The organism is Streptomyces virginiae, assembly GCF_000720455.1.
Lineage (GTDB): Bacteria > Actinomycetota > Actinomycetes > Streptomycetales > Streptomycetaceae > Streptomyces > Streptomyces virginiae.
On the sequence record NZ_JOAK01000005.1, the window covers coordinates 231,976 to 249,359 of the forward strand.

Below are 17,384 nucleotides of genomic sequence, written 5' to 3' on the forward strand. Positions count from 1 at the left end.
ACACGACAGAACGACGGCCTGACCCGCGCCTCCCGCGCGGGTCAGAGGTCTGTCCGCAGCCGCAGCACCTCCGGCGGCGGGTGCCGGGCCGAGGTGTGGCGGACCTCAGCCGTGAGCGGCGGGTCCAGGGCGCGGTAGGGGACCTCCCCGAGCCCGATGGCCGTGACGGTGGCGGTGGCGGTCGCCGGCGGCTCGCCGCCACCGCGCGCGGCGGCCGCCTCGGCCACCTCCCGGCGCAGCGCCGCCGTCAGCGGGCTCGACACCAGCGGGGTCTCGTCCCCGACGGGCAGGACGAGGACCAGGGCGAGCGGCCGGCGCGGGGTTCCGGTGTAGCCGACCACCGCCGCGTCCCGGACGTCGGTGTGCCGCAGTTTCTGCCAGCCGCGCCGCCCGGCCGGGTAGGTCTGGTCCAGCCGTTTGACGACGAGGCCCTCGATGCCGCTGGCGGGGAGCGTCTCGTACCAGGTGGCGGCCAGTTCCGGGTCGGTCGTCATCGGGACGGGCTGGAGGGGTGGCCCGAGCGGCAGGAGCAGGTCGACGAGGAGGGCCCGGCGCCGTTCGTACGGGCGGCCGCGCACGTCCAGCCCGGCCAGTTCCAGCACGTCGAAGGCTGCGTACGAGGCCGGCAGGCTCTGCGCGAGGACGGCGGCCCGGGCGGGGGTGGCCGCCGCGCGCCGCTGCACCAGGGCGAAGTCGGTCCGGCCCCCGTGCCAGACCACCACCTCGCCGTCGAGGACCGTCCCGGCGGGCAACCGCAGTGCCGCCGCCGCGAGATCGGGGAACGCGCTGGTCACGATGCGGCCGGAGCGGGCCTGGAGCGTCACGTCGGCCGCCGAGCGCACGACGACGAGCCGGTGCCCGTCGAACTTCGGCTCGTACGCCAGTCCTGCCGCGCGCGGCAGGGTGCGTACGGCGGCGGCCAGCGCGACGCGGATCACGGCCGGGCCCTGGGGAGCGGGCGGCCGCTCGCGGGGTCGGCGAGCGGGGCGAAGAGGTCTCCGTCGCGGTCGAGCCGCGGCCCGATGTCGTCGGCGAGGAAGACCAGGTCGGCGGGGGTGCGGCAGGCCTCGACCTCGGTCCAGGACACGGGGGCGGACACGGTGGGGCGGGCCCGCGCGCGCAGGGTGTAGGCGGCGGCGGTGGTCTTGGCGGCGGCGTTCTGGCTGTGGTCGACGAAGACCTTGCCAGGGCGCAGGGCCTTGGCCATGCGGTGGACCACGAGGTCGGGGAGCTCGCGCTCGGCCTCCTGGGCGAGCTGCTTCGCGTACGCGGACACCTGCGACGACGGGGTCGGCTCCAGGGGCACGGCCAGGTGCAGGCCCTTGGAGCCGGAGGTCTTGGCGTAGGCGTCGAGGCCGTCGGCGGCGAGGCGCTCGCGCAGCCAGAGGGCGACGGCGCTGCACTCGGCGACGGTCGCGGGCGCGCCGGGGTCGAGGTCGAGGACCATGCGATCGGCGACGGCGGGGCTGCCGGCCGGCCACTGGTGGATGTGGAACTCGACGACGAGGTTGGCGGACCACATGAGGGTGGCCATGTCGGCGACGACCACCTGTTCGGCGGAAGGGTCCTCGGAGCGCGGCACGGGGGTGGTCCTCACCCAGTCGGGTGCGCCGGGCGGCGGGTTCTTGGTGAAGAACAGCTGGCCGTCCGGTCCGTCGGGGTAGCGCAGGAAGGACACCGCCCGGTCGTGGATCTGGGCGAGCAGGGGCTCCGCGACGGTGGCGTAGTAGTGGAGCACCTCGCCCTTCGTGAAGCCGGTCTCCGGGTAGAGGACCTTGTCGAGGTTGCTGAGCGAGATGCGACGGCCCTCCACCAACGTGATCGGCGTCATACGATGAGATTGCCACGAAACAGGAGGAACCGTGCGATCCATCTGGAACGGAGCGATCTCCTTCGGCCTCGTCAGCATTCCGATCAAGCTCGTGAACGCGACCGAGAGCCACTCGATCTCCTTCCGTCAGATCCACCTCGCCGACGGCGGGCGGATCCGCTACCGCAAGGTGTGCGAGCTGGACGGAGAGGAGGTGCCGGGCGCCGAGATCGGCAAGGGGTACGAGGAGGCGGACGGGTCCGTCATCCCGATCACGGACGAGGACCTGGCGCAGCTGCCGCTGGCGACCGCGAAGACCATCGAGATCATGTCGTTCGTACCCGCCGAGGAGATCGATCCGCTGCAGATGGACGCGGCGTACTACCTGGCGGCGAACGGGGCGACCGCGGCGAAGCCGTACACGCTGCTGCGGGAGGCGCTGAAGCGGAGCCGGAAGGTCGCGATCGCCAAGTACGCGCTGCGGGGGCGGGAGCGGCTGGGCATGCTGCGGGTCGTCGACGACGTGATCGCGATGCACGGGCTGCTGTGGCCGGACGAGATCCGGGTGCCGGAGGGAGTCGCTCCGGACGTGGAGGTGACGGTCCGGGACGCCGAACTCGACCTGGCGGACGCGCTGATGGCGACGCTCGGCGAGGTGGAGATGGCGTCGCTGCACGACGACTACCGGGACGCGGTGGAGGCGATGATCGCGGCGAAGGCGGGTGGGGCGTTCGAGCCGGCGGAGGCGCCGGGGGAGCCGGCCGGCGGGCAGGTGATCGACCTGATGGCGGCGCTGGAGAAGAGCGTGCGGGCTGCGAAGGCCTCGCGGGGCGAGACCGGTGGGGCCGGTGCCGGTGCCGGTGCCGGTGCCGAGGAGCCGGAGACGAAGGCAGGGGCCGAGGTCACGCCGATGCGGCGGGGCGGGGCGGGCCGCAAGACCTCGGCCGCGCCGAAGGCCGTGGGCGGCAAGAAGTCGACGGCGGCTTCGGCAAAGAAGACCGCCGCGACGGCGGCGGCGAAGAGCACGTCGGCCGCGTCGAAGAAGAAGACGACCGCCAAGTCGACGGCGGCCAAGTCGGGGACGACGAAGTCGACTTCGGCGGCGAGTGCGAAGAAGACCGGAGCGGGCGCGAAGAAGGCCGCGACGCCACGCAAGCGGGCCTCCGCCTGACGCGGGACCGGGCCGAGCCGGGCCGGGCCGGGGCCGGGCCGAGCCGGGGGCGGGCCGAGCCGGGCCGGGGCCGGGCCGAGCCGGGCCGGGCCGAGCCGAGCCGGGGGCGGGCCGAGCCGGGGGCGGGCACGAGAGCAGGCACGAGAGCAGGCACGGGCGCGGGTGTGGTCGCCGGTGCGGTCGCCGGTGCGGGTGCCGGTGCGGGTGCGGGTGTGACGCCACGGAAGCGGGCCTCCGCCCGACACAGGGCCACGCCGGGCCGGGGCCGGGCCGGGGCCGGGCCGGGGCCGGGCCGGGGCCGGGCGGGCGGGGCCGGGCCGAGCCGGGCCGAGGCCGGGGCCGGGCGCGAGAGCGGGAGCTGGGGCCGGGCCGGGGGCGAGAGCAGGTGTGGGGGCCGGGCCGGGGGCGAGAGCAGGCGCGGGAGCCGGGGCGGGTGCGGGAGTCGGGGCGGGCAGGCCTGCGGCGGGCTCTGCCCGCCTCGCCCTTTCAGCGTTTTCCGGGGCTCCGTCCCGGGCCCGGCGCCTCAGCGCCGGCGCGGCCGGTGTCCGGTAGCCAGGTGGCGGTGTCCCGGGCCTGGGCGAACAGGGCTTCGACGTCCGGCGGTTTGAGGGCCGTCGGGGACGCGACGAGGTCCGGGGTCGCCGTCGGCGGCTGGAGGACGCGGATGTCGCGGACCGTCGGGGCCGTCTCCAGGCGGGAGGCGTCGACCACCGCCAGCGCGGGGGTCACCTTCGCGGCCAGGAGCGCCGTCGCGCGGGCCGCCGCGCCGCGGATCCAGCGGGGGTCCGGGCGGGGTTCCGCACGGCCGACCGTGAGCAACAGGTCGCCCACGACCGCCCGCTGACGGCGCCCCGGGACCGTACGCACGCAGAAGATCCCCGCCGGGCCGATGACCAGGTGGTCGATGTGGCCGAAGCCCGGGAGCGGGACGCAGTGCAGGGTCCGCCAGCCGTCCGGCTCCAGGGCGTCGAAGGCGTCACCCATCCGCTGCTGCGCCGTCAGGTCCTGGCGCAGCCGGTGCCGGGCGCGGGTGCCCGCGGCGCCGTGTTCCAGCTCCCCCAGCAGGGTCTCGCCGGGGCGGTTCGGTGCCAGGTCGGCGTCCGGCGGCAGGGCGAGGCGGCGCAGGTCGCCCGCGGTGGGGACCGGTGGCGGCCCGATGGACACGGTGCCGCTCAGGTAGGGACGCAGCACCGCCAGGACGGCTTCGCGGTGGTCGTCCGCGAGCACGCTGATCCGGTTGGCCTGGCGGTCGTACCAGGCGACCGCCTGTCCGTCGGGCAGGTTGACGTACAGTCGGCCACGGCCGGGCCGGCCGCTGGGCAGTACCTTGAGTCCGCGCATTCACCCTCACCCCCGCCGTCCATGGGAGCAGCCGGGGCGCCGCACGGCAATCCCTCGGTTGTGTAACGACTCCGACGGAACGTTGCGACTTCGCTGTTACACGAACGGGGTGTCGCCGCAACGGCCGCCCCCTAGGTTGGTCGCACCTGGAGACGCCAGGCCGTGACCAGCATCGAAGGACTTCCCGTGAGCACCGTCCGCCGCCGCACTCTCGTTCGCGCCGCCGCCGTGACCGCCTGTGCCGGCAGCCTGCTGGCGCTGCCCACCGCCGCCGCTCTGGCCGAAGGGGTACCGGCGGCCTCGTCGGCGCACTCCGCGGCCCCTCAGCGGACCCTGGTCAAGAGCCTCTCGCTGGCCGACGGGGTGTCCACGGCGAAGGTCTACCGGACGGCCAAGGGCGGCTACCAGGCCGACATCCTGGCCGCCGACGGCGCCAGGGCGACCACCCTGACCAGCCGTGACGGGGTGACCGACGTCGGCGCCTCCGGTGAACTGCACGCGGCCCTGGACCCGGCGGGCCGGCTGACCTCCTGGGTGGGCGACGCCTCCGCGCAGGACGGTGGCCACGCCGTCGCGGGCGCCGGGCACAAGACCGGCACTCGTGACGCCGCGCGCAACGGGCAGCGCAACGGCCAGGTCGTCCCGGTCTCGGCCGAGCAGCGGGCCGCCTCCGGCGACACGCGCGCCCTGGAGGCCGCCTCCGCCGAGGGGCGGCGGCTGAGTACGCTGGCCGACGGACCCGGCGACGGCGTACTGCTGCTCGCCGCGGGCGGCGGTATCGCGGCGGTGGGTGCGGCCGGGCTCGGCTTCGCCATGCTGCGCAGGGGACGCACGGACGGCTGACCGGGACACCGGGTACCCGATGACCGGCGCGCGCCGGGGGTCGGTACCGGTACCGGCATCGACACCCGCATGGGCAAAAGGGGCGCACCTCCGCATATGGTGGGCCTGATCGACCGACGGCGCAACGCGGGCAGAAGGGCACGGGGGCTGTGGACAGGGGGGCCGTGAAGAGGTTCGGTTTCGGCGGCTCCGGGCACCGCCGCTCCCCCGCTCCCGCCGTCGTCCCGCTGCTGGTCCTCGCCGTGTTCCCGCTGCTGGCGGGGTGCGGCGACACCGGCGGGCTGGTCGCCGCGGGGGCGACCGCGACCGCGAGCGGGCCCGTACACCTGTGGCCCGACCGCCAGGGGGCGACCGTACCGCCGGCCGATCCGGCCGGGGCCCCGCCCGAGTACGTGAAGGGGATCCCGCCCGTCCGCGACGAGGACGTGCACGCGGTCGATCCGGTGGCCCTCGTCCAGGCGGAACTGCGGGTCCACCCGAAGGCCGGGGCCGGGGCGGACGGGATACCGGCCCAGACCGCGGCCGCGATCAACGCCTGCAAGAAGGGGGACGCGGACCCAGGGGCCTGCCCGGTGCTGTCGCCGTACTACCGGGACCTCACGGGCAACGGCAAGGACGAGCTGATCGTGGGCATCGAGTTCCCGGACCGGAAGATGTCCGTACGGGTCTACACGGCGGACCGCGACGGGCGGCTCAACCGGATCATGGCGACCACGCAGACCGTCGTCTCGGTGGAACTGGCCGGGCGGGACGTGGTCCTGCGGGTGCCCAGCGGGAACCGCGGCTACGAGCTGATCACCGCCTGGTCCTGGGAGGAGAAGCAGCGCACCATGCTGCCGACGCGCGAGCAGATCGTACGGGTGCCCGCGAATCCGCAGGGCCCGGCCGACCGCGGCCCGGGACCCGGACCTGGACCCGGGGGCGGTCCGGGGGGCGGTACCGGGGGCGGTCCGGGGTCCGGATCCGGCCCTGGTCTCGGCCCCGGATCCGGCGCCGGTCTCGGTCCCGGGTCCGGTCCCGGTCCCGGTCCCGCACCGGACCGGCCGTGAGCGAGGACCGCGGGCGACGCCCCGGGCGGCGCCTGCCGCTCCGGCTCCGGCGCCGGCTCCGGCTACCCTCCTGGACGGCCACGCTGACCTGGAAGTCGGCGTGCTTCATCGTGGTGATGTGCTGCTCGCTGGCGGCCGTGCTCGGCGCGCTCGTGCACGTGGAGGTGACCCGCCAGACGGTGGCCACGGCCCGTGAGAAGGCGCTGGGCAAGCTGAACGACGTGGCGAGCGCCTACGAGGCGGGCGAGAACCTGCCGCCCGGTTCCGGACTGGACCCGGTGGGGCTGCCGCCGGAACTGCGGGCGCTCGCGGTCAGCGGCCACCGCGGGACGGTCGTGGCGGAGCACCGCGGCCGGCCGACGATGTGGGCGGCGGCCCCGGCGGACGGCCGGGCGCTGGCGACCGCCGTCGACTACGGGCAGAGCGCCCGCACCATCAGCGGTCTGGACAACGCGATCATCGGCTCGTCGGTGCTGGCGATCGGCGGGACGCTGCTCGTGGGCGCCTTCTCGGTGACCCGGGTGACCCGTCGGCTGCACCAGACGGCGACCGTGGCGCGGCGGATCACCCAGGGAGATCTCGACGCCCGGGTGGACGACCCGCGCACGAAGGACCCGTCGCGGCGCCAGGACGAGGTCGCGACGGTGGCCGGGGCGCTGGACACGATGGCCGGCAGCCTGCAGTCGAAGCTGGAGAGCGAGCGGCGGTTCACGGCGGACGTGGCTCATGAGCTGCGCACGCCGCTGACCGGTTTGCAGGCGGCGTCGGAGCTTCTGCCGGAGGGCCGGCCGACGGAGCTGGTGCGCGAACGGGTACGGACGATGCGGCAGCTGACGGAGGACCTGCTGGAGATCTCCCGGCTGGACTCGGGCAGCGAGGCGGTGGAGACGGACCTGCACCAGCTGGGGCGGCTGGCCCGGCGCGTGGTGCGGGCGTCGGGGACGGACACGGAGGTGGTCGTCCTGCGGGACGCCCACGTGGAGACGGACCGGCGCAGGCTGGAGCGGGTCCTGGGGAACCTGGTGGCCAACGCCCATCAGCACGGCCGGCCGTCGGTGGTGCTGACGGTGGACGGGCCGGTGGTGACCGTACGGGACCACGGGGACGGCTTCCCCGACTACCTGCTGGCGCACGGCCCGCAGCGCTTCCGCAGCGGCGGGAAGGGCCACGGGCTGGGCCTGACCATCGCCGTGGGCCAGGCGGAGGCGATCGGCGCGACGCTGCGCTTCCACACCGCGGAGACCGGCGGCGGCCTGGCGGTCCTCTCCCTCCCGGGCTCCTGACACACCGCCCGGCAGCCGCTTGCGCCCCGTCCCCGGGCGCCGCCGCGGCGCACGCGGGCGCAGCCCCCTGCCCGGCCCGGGCCGCGGGTACCGCGGTCAGGGGGTACGGCCCGCCGGCCGGGGCGACGGGCCGGGGTCAGTCCTGGGGGCGGGGGGTTCTGGTCCAGGGCCAGCGGGGGCGGGGCTTGGTGCCCGAGGGGCGGAAGGCGTACTTCCAGCCCTTCTGCAGGCCCAGCCGCTTGGAGTAGCCCGACGGGACGCGTTCGTACAGCAGCACCGTCGGCGGGCCGTCCGGCGTCGGGACGGGAATCTCGTACCACTTCGGCGGGTGTCCGGTCGGGCCGAGCAGGATCGGGAGGACCCGGCCGTCCATCGGGCCGCCCTCGAACGGGGTCGGTTGGCTTCTCACCCCACCAGTGTCACAGCAGGTGGGCGGCCTCGGAGACCACCGGCATCACGCGCCGGGCCAGGGCCCCGACCGGGCCGTCCGCCGATTCCATGGCCAGGGCTGCCCGGGCGGCCGCGGCGGTCTCCGGATCCGTGGCGGCGGTGGCCGTCAGCAGGGCGATGAACTGGTCGAGCAGCCAGTCCCGGAGGGTGTCGACCTCGGGCTGCTTGCCCTCGTCGATCCATATGAGGGAGGCCGCCTCGACCGCGGTGATCCACGTGCGGACCATCATGCGCAGCCGGGGCCCGGGCGCCGGGACCCCCAGGTGGAGGAGGATCTGGTCGGCCGCGGCCCGGCGGATGCCGTCGACCGTCGCCGTCGTCCGGGAGGTCTCCACGACGCTGCCGCCCTGGAGGAGGGCCGCGAAGCCGGTGTCGTGCTCGTCGACGAAGGCGAGGTAGCGGTCCAGGGCCCGGGACAGCCGCCGGGTCAGGGGGCCCTCCTGGGGTACGGCGAAGCAGAGTTCGAGGAGGTCGGCCGCCGAGCGCAGGGCCGCCTCGTAGAGCTGCTGCTTGCCGCCGGGGAAGTAGCGGTAGACGAGCGGGCGCGAGACTCCGGCGGCCTCGGCGACGTCGTCCAGCGAGACCTCCTCCGGAGCCCGGTGCGCGAACAGCGAGAGGGCCGCGTCGAGGAGTTGGGCCCGCCGCTCCTCGACGCTCAGCCTGCGGTACGCGCGTACGGTCATGACCGCAGGGTAGCCCGCGAGTGGCCGGCCGCGGCCGGCGTCCGCGAAGTCCCGGCCCGATCCGGCCGCCCGGGCCCCTGCCGTGGCTACGCCAGCAGTCCCGAGCTCTGCCACAGCCTCCGGCCGACGCCGCGCAGTACGCCGATGTCGTCGAGGAAGTCGGTGAGCCGCTTGGCGCCGGTCTGCATGACCTCGCGGCGGTGGCCGCTGGCCCGGACCTGGGCGACCGCTTCGCGGCGGTCCAGGCCGACGTTGTCGTAGACGGCCGGGTTGACGAAGGCGAGGGAGAAGACGCGGGCGGCCTCGCCGCAGCTGATCCGGGTGAGTTCCTGCTCCCAGCGCGGGGCCGTCAGCATCTGGCGGCGCAGCTCCTCGCGCGCGTACCGGACGTGCCGGGCCTCCTCGATGACGTGGATCCGGGTGACGCCGCGGACCAGCGGCTGGATGCGCTCGTCCGGGAAGGTCAGGCGCTGCATCCAGTCGAGGATCTCCTCGCCGAGCAGGGTGCACGCGAAGGAACCGGGCGTGGTGGAGACGGTCTTCAGGATCCGCGCGAGGTTGTGGTTGAGGCGGGAGACGGGGTACTCGGGGCTGCCGCTCTTCTGGATCATCCGGGCGAACATCATCGAGTGCCGGCACTCGTCGGCGATCTCGGTGAGCGCGTAGCGCACGTGCTTGCTGGTCAGCGACTTGTCGTAGATGTGGCGGACCATCAGCTGCATGAGGATGATCTCGAACCAGATGCCGAGCGAGCCGAGCGCCGCCGCCTCGTGGCGGGAGAGGTCGATGCGCTGCTCCTCGCCCATCTTCTTCCAGAGCGGGGTGTCGTAGAGGGAGAGCAGTTCGGGCGGCCAGTAGTACTTCCCCTCGACCATGGGTGCGTCCCAGTCGAGTTCCTTGTCGGGGTCGAAGGAGTGCTTGGCCGAGGATTCCAGCAGGCGCTCGGCTATCTGCTCCCGGTCCTTGAGGAGGCCGAGGGCGTCCCTGAGCGCGGCTCGTTCGGTCACGGTCGTCATGGCTTCGGACACCTCGTCGTCGAGTTACCGGCGGTCAGTTCTTATGAGACTGCTTGTCAGCAAGGTCGTCAATCCCCCGCGCACGACTTGTTGACCCCGCGTCTACCAACGTGTGACTCTGCCAACTGTCCGGTCCTGCACCGCAGTACGTGAGACGAGGGGGCGTCAGTGTCGACGCACGAGCTCTACACCGAGGACCCGGGCGAGGCCGTCTGGCAGATCCCCGCCTCCGGCTCCGCCCGCTTCAGCTGGGAGTACGACGACGGCCGCGAGCGGCTCCTCGCCCTCTACCAGAAGGGCAAGGACAAGCAGTGGGACGGCGCCAAGCGCATCGACTGGGACATCGAGGTGGACCCGTACGATCCGCTGGGCACCCCCGACGAGGCCCTTCCGCTGTACGGGACCCGGCACTGGTCCAAACTCACCGAGAAGGACAGGGGCGAGCTGCGCCGGCACTACACCGCCTGGAACTTCAGCCAGTTCCTCCACGGCGAGCAGGGCGCGATGGTGTGCGCGGCGCGCATCGTGGAGTCCGTTCCGGACCTCGACGCGAAGTTCTACTCGGCCACGCAGACCATGGACGAGGCTCGGCACGCCGAGATCTTCGGGCGCTTCCTGCACGAGAAGGTCGGGATGCTCTACCCGGTCAACGACAGCCTCCAGGGACTGCTCGGCGACACCCTGCGCGACTCCCGCTGGGACATGCCGTACCTGGGCATGCAGGTGCTCATCGAGGGGCTGGCGCTGGCCTCCTTCGGCCTCATCCGGGACACGACCGCCAAGCCGCTGCCCAAACAGCTCCTGGCGTACGTGATGCAGGACGAGGCACGGCACGTGGCCTTCGGGCGGATGGCGCTGCGCGACTACTACCGGCAGCTGACGGACGCCGAGCTGCGCGAGCGCGAGGAGTTCGTGATCGAGGGCTGCCACCTGATGCGGGACCGGCTGCTCGGGGTGGAGGTGCTGGAGAACTTCGGCATCCCGCCGAAGGAGGCGGAGCGGCTCAGCGAGCAGTCGGAGTTCCTGCACCTGTTCCGCAAGCTGCTCTTCAGCCGGATCGTGCCGTGCGTGAAGGACATCGGACTGTGGGGCGAGCGGCTGCAACGGGCGTACGTGGACCTGGGCGTCTTCCACATGGGCGACTCCAACCTGGACCTGCTGATGAGCCAGGACGAGGAGGTCGCCGACGCCCTCGACCGCGAGCGCTTCGCGGCCGAGGAGGCGGCGCGGGTGGCGGAGGTCGAGGCCGCCATCTCCGACGGCGGTGGCCGCGGTCCGGAGCGCTGACCCGACCCGCCGGCCCGACCCCGCCGGCGCGACCCCGCCGACCCGACCCCGCCGACCCTGGACCCGTGGTCCGCCCCGGGCCGGCGACTGCGCGCGCCGGCCGGCGCGGGACGCCCGGCGGGAGTCTCACCGGGCGGCCAGGGCGGCCTGCATCACCGCCCGGGCGATCGGCGCCGCGGCGCCGTTGCCGCTGATGTCGCCCCGGTCCGCCGAGGCGTCCTCCACGACCACCGCGACGGCCACCGCCGGCAGCGCCGCGCCCTCGGCGCGGGCCCAGGAGATGAACCAGGCGTACGGGGTCCCCGCGTTGCCGACGCCGTGCTGGGCGGTGCCGGTCTTGCCGCCGACCACCGCGCCCGGGATCGCCGCGTTCTTGCCGGTGCCGTTCTCCACCACCTTCACCATCAGCTCCTGCATCCGCAGCGCGGTGGCCGGATTCATCGCCCGCCCGAGGCTGCGCCGGTCGCCGCGCCGCACCGGGGAACCGTCGTCCTGGGTGGTCCGTTCCACCAGGTACGGAGAGGCCAGCTCACCGCCGTTCGCGACGGCCGCGGCCACCATCGCCATCTGCAGCGGTGTCGCCGTGGTGTTGAACTGCCCGATCGAGGACAGGGCCAGCTGGTCCAGGCTCATGTCGGTGTCGAAGTTCGACCGGGACACCCACGAGGGCACCCGCAGCCCCTCCGTGTTGAAACCGAAGCGGCGCGCCGCCTCCACCATCCCGCGCAGCCCGACCTGTACCCCGATCTTCGCCATGACCGTGTTGCACGACCACTGCACGGCCTCGGCCATGGAGGCGTCCTCGCAGCCCGTCGCCGCGTTCGGCAGCAGGGTCCTGGTCCCGGGCAGCGGGTAGGGGTCCGGGGTCCGGGTCGGCGCGTCCACATCGGTGACCACGCCCGCGTCGAGCGCCGCCGCCGCCGTCACGATCTTGAAGGTGGAGCCGGGCGGGTACGTCTCGCGCAGCGCCCGGTTCAGCATCGGCCTGGCCGGGTCCGCGTTCAGCGCCGTCCAGGCCCCCTTCGCCTTCGCACCCGTGCCGGACAGCACGGAGGGGTCGTACGAGGGGCTGCTGACCAGCGCGAGGATCTTCCCGGTGGCCGGTTCGAGGGCGGCCACCGCACCGCGCTTGCCGCCGAGTCCGGCGTACGCGGCCCGCTGCACGGCGGCGCGGACGGTGGTGGCGGCGTTCCCGCCGGCGGGGCGGCCGCGCGCCAGGTCGTACCAGAGCGGGAACGCCGACAGCCCCGGGTCCGTGCCCGACAGGACGGCGTCCTCGGCGCGCTCGACGAAGCTGGTCCCGTACGTCTGGGAGGAAAAGCCGGTGACGGGCGCGTAGAGCGGGCCGTTGGTGTAGGACCGCTCGTAGCGCAGCAGCTGGCCGCTGTCCCGGGAGCCGGTGACGGGCCGTCCGTCGACGAGGATGTCCCCGCGCGGCTCGGCGTAACGCTCGATGGCCGTGCGCTTGTTGGCCGGGTTCGCGCCGTAGGCGGCGGACTCCCAGACCTGGACGCGGGCGATGTTGACCAGCAGGGCCAGGAGCAGCAGCGCGCAGAAGTACGCGCACCAGCGGATGTAGCGGATCACTCGGCCGCCTCCTGCGCGGGACGGGGTCTGCGGGCGCTGTCGCTGAGCCGGACCAGCAGGGCGACGATGATCCAGTTGGTGACGACGGAGGAGCCGCCCTGGGCGAGGAAGGGCATGGCCATGCCGGTGAGCGGGATCAGCCCGGTGACACCGCCCGCGATGACGAACACCTGCAGCGCGATGATCGAGGCGAGGCCGGTGGCGAGCAGCCGTCCGAAGGGGTCGCGCAGGGCGAGCCCGGCGCGGAAGCCGCGGGCGACGAGGAGCCCGTAGAGGAGCAGGATCGCCGTCAGGCCGACGAGTCCGAGCTCCTCGCCGGCGGTGGCGAGGATGAAGTCCGACTTCGCGGCGAACCCGATGAGGAAGGACTGGCCGTGGCCGAGCCCGGCCCCGAGCAGGCCGCCGGCGCCGAAGGAGAAGAGGGACTGGGCGAGCTGGCCCGGGCCCTCGCCGCGCTCGATGGAGGCGAAAGGATTCAGCCAGTCGTCCACGCGGCTGTTGACGTGCGGCTCCAAGGTCCCGACGGCGTACGCACCGAGGGCGGCGAGCAGCAGTCCGATCGCGATCCAGCCGATCCGCCCGGTGGCGGTGAACAGCATGATCACGAAAAGGCCGAAGAACAGCAGCGAGGTGCCGAGGTCCCGCTCCAGGACGAGCACACCGACGCTGAGCAGCCAGATCGCGAGGATCGGGCCGAGCACGCGGCCGGGGAGGAGGCGCAGCTTCCAGAACAGCCGGCGGCCGGTCAGGGCCAGGGCCGTGCGGTTCGCGGCGAGATAGGAGGCGAAGAACACGGCGAGCAGGATCTTGGCGAACTCCCCCGGCTGGAAGGAGAGCCCGGCGAAGCGGATCCAGATGTGCGCGCCGTTGACCGCCGGGAAGAAGACGGGCACCAGCATCAGCACCAGGGCGGTGGCGACGGACAGGTACGCGTAGCGCTGCAGGACCCGGTGGTCGCGGAGCAGCGCGACGACGAGGACGAAGAGCACCAGGCCGAGGGCGGACCACAGGAGCTGGTCGTCCGCCGTGGGGTGGCCCGGGGTGGTCGCGTCGAGGCGCTGGATGAGCACCAGGCCGAGGCCGTTGAGCAGGACCGCGATGGGGAGCACGAGGGGGTCCGCGTACGGGGCCCCGAGCCGGACGGCCAGGTGCGCGAGCAGCGCGGCTGCGGCGAGGCCGACGGCGTAGCGGTCGGCGGGATCGGGGATGCGGCCGGTGGTCGCGAGGCCGACGAGGAGGTGACCGAGTACGGAGATCAGGACGGCGCCCGCGAGGAGCGCCAGCTCGACTCCGCGGCGTTTGGGCGCGCCGGCTGCGGGTGGCGGGGGCGGGGTTGGCTCCGCCACCTTCGCCGTCAGAGCGGTCATACCCCGAAACGTAGCAAGCAGACGGATGGTATGTCCGCTTATGTCATAGTGTGCCGAAGAGTCGTCACAAACGGTCGAAAGTACCGAAAGTGAGGAGCCGAGGCGCATGGGACCTGTGGAATTCATCGTCCTCGCCTTCCCGGAGGAGCAGCTGCGGGTGCCGGCCGTCGAGGCCGTGATGGGGCTGCGCAAGACGGGGGTGGTCCGGCTGATCGACGGCCTCGTCGCCACGAAGACCGCGTCGGGCGAGGTCCTCGCGGCCGAGTTCGACGAGTTCGTCGAACTGCACGGCCTGCTGACGGGGCGGGACGCGGCCCGGCTGATCGGACCGGAGGACGTGCACGAGGCGGCGGACCTGCTGGAGCGCGGCAGCTGCGCGCTGCTCCTGGTGGTCGAACACGTATGGGCCGAGGACGCCGCGGTGGCCGTACGGGCGGCGGGCGGGCGGATCGTGGGCTCGGTCCGCATCCCGCCGGACCGGGTACCGGCGGACCCCCGGGCAGGGGTGGCCTGATGTTCATCCGCCCGATGGGAGTGACGGTCCACGCCGCGAACCGCCCGGCGGGGTCCCCGCTGCTCCGGGGCCTGCTGGCCCGGGCGTCGGGGACGGCGCAGGACACGGCGGGCGCGGTGCGCCCGGACGAACCACCGCACGGGTTCCCGCCGGCCCGGGCCGTCCGGGCGGCGGAACCGGAGCCGATGGAGGAGCCCGAGCCGGACCCGATGGACGAGCCCGAGCCGATCGACGCCCTGTACTGGGACACGGACACCCACCCGGAGCCCGCCCCCACTCCCCCGGCGGGCCTGGTGACGGAGCTACGCCAACTGGCCGACCTGGCCCGCGAGGGCCTGCTGACCCCCCAGGAGTTCACGACGGCGAAGGCCCGCCTGCTGAACGACTGAGGGGGGTGGGGGGATCCACTCGGACGGGACCGGGAGGGCGGGGCGGGGCGGGGGCTTCCGGCCCCGCCCGAGTGGGTCCGTCCCGCCGAAGCCCCCAGCCCCACCGAAGCCCCCGCCCCATCCCCCAACCGGGTGGCCGCGCGCGACCGGCCGACTCCGTTGGGGGATTTGTCATACCGGGCGTGGCAGGCTCGGCGGTCTCGGAGGTGATTCCATGTCATATCGGGGGCTTCGCGCTGCCTGTGTCGCCGTAGCGCTCCTCGTCGCCGGACCGGTCCAGGATGCCGGCGCCGAGCCCGGTCTGCCCGAAGGGGAGAACGTGGGCGCGCTGCTCACCCGCCTGCAGGGCCTGTACCAGAAGGCCGAGGAGGCCTCCGAGGCGTACAAGTCCACGGAGGACGCCCTGGAGACGAGCCGGCGGGAGGAGCGGCTGCGGAACGCCGCGCTCGGCAGGGCCCGTACGGCCCTCGACTCCGAGCGGGCCCTCGCCGGGCGGCTCGCCCGCGAGCAGTACCAGGGCAGCCAGGGCCTGTCCCCCTACGCCCGGATGCTGCTGGCCGGGAACCCTCAGGCGGCCCTGGACCAGCGTCGGCTCGCCGCCCGCGAGGGCGCCCGCCGGGCGGCGGCGCTGGGCCGCCTCGCGAAGGGCGAGAAGGAGGCCGACGCACTCGCCGTACGGGCCCGCAAGGCCCTGGACACCCGGCAGACGCTGGCCGAACGCCAGAAGGTCCAGAAGGAGGAGGTCGCGTCGCAGCTCAGGCAGGTCGAGCGGCTGCTGGCCTCGCTGACTCCCGAGCAGCTCGCCCGGCTCGGGGCGCGCGAGGAGGAGAAGACCGCGGCGGCGCAGCGGGACCTGGTGACCTCCGGAGCCCTGCCCACGCGCACGGGCACCCCCACGGCCGCCGGTGGCGCGGCCCTCCGGTACGCGGCGGCCCAGATCGGAAAGCCGTACGTCTGGGGCGCCGAGGGGCCCGGGTCCTTCGACTGCTCCGGTCTCACCTCGCGGGCCTGGGCGCATGCGGGCCGCGCGATCCCGCGGACCAGTCAGGAGCAGTGGGCGCGGCTGCCGAAGGTGCCGCTGGACCAGCTGCGGCCTGGGGACCTGGTGGTGTACTTCCCCAAGGCCACGCACGTGGGCCTGTACGTCGGTGACGGCAAGGTGATCCAGGCGCCGCGGCCCGGGTCCGTCGTGAAGGTCTCGCCGGTCGCCGCGAACCCGCTGCTGGGGGCGGTCCGGCCGGACCCGGACGGGACGCCGCTCGCGGCGTTCGCCCCGCCGCCGCTGCCCGAGGCCTCGGGCACGGCGACGGCGGGGGACGATGCCGGTTACTCCTCGGAGGAAGCGCCCGCGGACGCGGCCACCTCGGCCAGGTAGTCGGCCGTGTCCTCGGGGTCGTAGAAGTAGGCGTCGAAGTCGGCCGGGTTGTCGAAGCCATTGGCGAATCGATTCGCCACCGGCTGGAGCTGCCCGGCCGCGCCGATCAGGTTGAGCACGTGCTCCGGCGGGACGCCGAGCATCGCGTTCGTCCACTGGGTCACGGGCTTGCCCGTGGTGAACCAGTACTTGTCGAAGGTCGCCTTCATCCACGCCTCGTCGAACGGCTTGTCCCCGTGCATGAGGATCGAGGAGAGGTACGAGGCCGCGCACTTGGCCGCGGAGTTCGAACCCTGGCCCGTGATCGGGTCGTTGGCGACGACCACGTCGGCCACGCCGAGGACGAGCCCACCGCCGGGGAGGCGTCCGATCGGGTTGCGGACGACCGGAGCGTACCGGCCTGCGAGCGTGCCGCCCGCGTCCGTCAGCTCCACCTTCGTCGCCCGGGCGTACTCCCACGGCGTGTACTTCTCCATCAGCCCCAGCGTGAGCGCGAGGTGTTCGGCGGGGTCCTTGACGCCGTTGAAGACGTCCAGCGGACCACCGGGCAGGCCCTCCCAGAAGAGGATGTCCGCCCGGCCCGAGGTCGTCAGGGTCGGCATCACGAACAGCTCGCCGACGCCCGGGACGAGGTTGCAGCGGACCGCTTCCGTCTCCGGGTGCTCGGGGCGCGGACCGAGCCCGTGCACGTACGCCACGGCCAGCGCGCGCTGCGGGGTGTCGTACGGGGAACGCGCCGCGTCCCGTCCGAACATCGACACCAGCTCGCCCTTGCCGGCGGCCACCAGCACCAGGTCGTAGGTGCGGGAGAAGTAGTCGAGGTCGGCGACGGACGCGCCGTGGATGACGAGCTGCCCGCCGCGCTGCGCGAAGGTGTCCAGCCAGCCGGCCATCTTCACGCGCTGGTCGACGGACTGCGCGTGGCCCTTGAGCCGGCCGAGCCAGTCGATGGGGCGGCTACCGTCGGGTGCGGCGACCGAGACCCCGAGGCCCTCGATCTTCGGCGCCTGCTGCTCCCAGAAGTTGATCTGGAGGTCGCGCTCGTGCTGGAGGGCGGTGTCGAACATGCACTGCGTGGACATGACCCGTCCGGTGCGGATCTCGTCCGCGGTCCGGTTGGACATGAGGGTGACCTCGTACCCCTTGGACTGGAGTCCGAGGGCCAGCTGGAGACCGGACTGGCCGGCTCCGACGACAAGTATCCTGCGCATCTCTCAAG

At 73.8% G+C, this 17,384-nt stretch carries 17 protein-coding genes; 8 read left to right on the forward strand and 9 right to left on the reverse strand.

Translation table 11 applies throughout. The features are described from left to right. Positions 1–41: 41 nt before the first annotated feature. Entirely contained in the window at positions 42–935 is an 894-nt protein-coding gene (locus IG86_RS0110760; protein ID WP_030896482.1) for an ATP-dependent DNA ligase, read from the reverse strand. Next, positions 935–1,831, reverse strand: coding sequence for a non-homologous end-joining DNA ligase (ligD, locus tag IG86_RS0110765; RefSeq protein ID WP_030826935.1), 897 nt, complete (start codon positions 1,829–1,831; stop codon positions 935–937). Before ligD ends, IG86_RS0110760 begins: the two co-directional genes overlap by 1 nt. A gap of 31 nt (positions 1,832–1,862) precedes the next feature. Here ligD and ku point away from each other — a divergent pair, with 31 nt between their 5' ends. After that, a complete protein-coding gene (gene ku, locus IG86_RS0110770) occupies positions 1,863–2,981 on the forward strand; it encodes a non-homologous end joining protein Ku (protein WP_030896484.1) in 1,119 nt (372 codons plus the stop codon). 486 nt (positions 2,982–3,467) lie between these two features. Here ku and IG86_RS0110775 read toward each other — a convergent pair whose 3' ends face one another. Further along, positions 3,468–4,322 carry a nuclease-related domain-containing protein gene (locus IG86_RS0110775; RefSeq protein ID WP_063761509.1) on the reverse strand — a complete coding sequence of 285 codons (855 nt, stop codon included), beginning with the start codon at positions 4,320–4,322 and terminating at the stop codon, positions 3,468–3,470. 186 nt (positions 4,323–4,508) lie between these two features. Between IG86_RS0110775 and IG86_RS0110780 the strand changes: the two genes are divergently transcribed. The 3 genes from IG86_RS0110780 (at position 4,509) to IG86_RS0110790 (ending at position 7,497) form a co-directional block, all read left to right on the forward strand. Continuing rightward, positions 4,509–5,165: a hypothetical protein gene (locus IG86_RS0110780; RefSeq protein ID WP_030834094.1), complete on the forward strand. Its 657-nt coding sequence runs from the start codon at positions 4,509–4,511 to the stop codon at positions 5,163–5,165. Between the two features lie 164 nt (positions 5,166–5,329). Further along, positions 5,330–6,214: a hypothetical protein gene (locus IG86_RS0110785; RefSeq protein WP_199814513.1), complete on the forward strand. Its 885-nt coding sequence runs from the start codon at positions 5,330–5,332 to the stop codon at positions 6,212–6,214. Next, positions 6,211–7,497 (forward strand): histidine kinase dimerization/phospho-acceptor domain-containing protein, encoded by a 1,287-nt coding sequence (locus IG86_RS0110790; RefSeq protein WP_385872672.1) that lies wholly within the window; start codon positions 6,211–6,213, stop codon positions 7,495–7,497. The genes IG86_RS0110785 and IG86_RS0110790 overlap by 4 nt, the downstream gene beginning before the upstream one ends. Positions 7,498–7,633: 136 nt before the next feature. Here the strand turns inward: IG86_RS0110790 and IG86_RS0110795 are convergent, their stop codons facing one another. The 3 genes from IG86_RS0110795 to IG86_RS0110805 form a co-directional block, all read right to left on the reverse strand. Then, positions 7,634–7,906: a hypothetical protein gene (locus tag IG86_RS0110795; protein WP_030834081.1), complete on the reverse strand. Its 273-nt coding sequence runs from the start codon at positions 7,904–7,906 to the stop codon at positions 7,634–7,636. Between the two features lie 10 nt (positions 7,907–7,916). Continuing rightward, a complete protein-coding gene (locus IG86_RS0110800) occupies positions 7,917–8,630 on the reverse strand; it encodes a TetR/AcrR family transcriptional regulator (RefSeq protein WP_030834079.1) in 714 nt (237 codons plus the stop codon). 86 nt (positions 8,631–8,716) lie between these two features. After that, on the reverse strand, positions 8,717–9,646 hold the full coding sequence (locus IG86_RS0110805; RefSeq protein WP_030834077.1) for an AurF N-oxygenase family protein: 930 nt from the start codon (positions 9,644–9,646) through the stop codon (positions 8,717–8,719). A gap of 168 nt (positions 9,647–9,814) precedes the next feature. On the opposite strand from IG86_RS0110805, the gene IG86_RS0110810 reads away from it, so the two are divergent. After that, entirely contained in the window at positions 9,815–10,933 is a 1,119-nt protein-coding gene (locus IG86_RS0110810) for a ferritin-like domain-containing protein (protein WP_030834075.1), read from the forward strand. Positions 10,934–11,059: 126 nt separating this feature from the next. On the opposite strand, the gene IG86_RS0110815 is transcribed toward IG86_RS0110810, so the two are convergent. Continuing rightward, positions 11,060–12,520 (reverse strand): penicillin-binding transpeptidase domain-containing protein, encoded by a 1,461-nt coding sequence (locus IG86_RS0110815; protein WP_030834073.1) that lies wholly within the window; start codon positions 12,518–12,520, stop codon positions 11,060–11,062. Continuing rightward, positions 12,517–13,887 carry an FtsW/RodA/SpoVE family cell cycle protein gene (locus IG86_RS0110820; protein WP_030834071.1) on the reverse strand — a complete coding sequence of 457 codons (1,371 nt, stop codon included), beginning with the start codon at positions 13,885–13,887 and terminating at the stop codon, positions 12,517–12,519. Before IG86_RS0110820 ends, IG86_RS0110815 begins: the two co-directional genes overlap by 4 nt. Before the next feature lie 106 nt (positions 13,888–13,993). Between IG86_RS0110820 and IG86_RS0110825 the strand changes: the two genes are divergently transcribed. From IG86_RS0110825 to IG86_RS0110835, 3 genes are all read left to right on the forward strand, one after another. Next, on the forward strand, positions 13,994–14,401 hold the full coding sequence (locus IG86_RS0110825; protein WP_037850027.1) for a DUF6325 family protein: 408 nt from the start codon (positions 13,994–13,996) through the stop codon (positions 14,399–14,401). Then, positions 14,401–14,790: an SHOCT domain-containing protein gene (locus IG86_RS0110830; protein ID WP_030834068.1), complete on the forward strand. Its 390-nt coding sequence runs from the start codon at positions 14,401–14,403 to the stop codon at positions 14,788–14,790. Before IG86_RS0110825 ends, IG86_RS0110830 begins: the two co-directional genes overlap by 1 nt. 214 nt (positions 14,791–15,004) lie before the next feature. Then, positions 15,005–16,165 carry a C40 family peptidase gene (locus IG86_RS0110835; RefSeq protein ID WP_030896489.1) on the forward strand — a complete coding sequence of 387 codons (1,161 nt, stop codon included), beginning with the start codon at positions 15,005–15,007 and terminating at the stop codon, positions 16,163–16,165. On the opposite strand, the gene IG86_RS0110840 is transcribed toward IG86_RS0110835, so the two are convergent. Beyond that, positions 16,117–17,376, reverse strand: coding sequence for a styrene monooxygenase/indole monooxygenase family protein (locus IG86_RS0110840; protein ID WP_030833056.1), 1,260 nt, complete (start codon positions 17,374–17,376; stop codon positions 16,117–16,119). The two genes, IG86_RS0110835 and IG86_RS0110840, sit on opposite strands and share 49 nt — an antisense overlap. Positions 17,377–17,384: the final 8 nt, after the last annotated feature.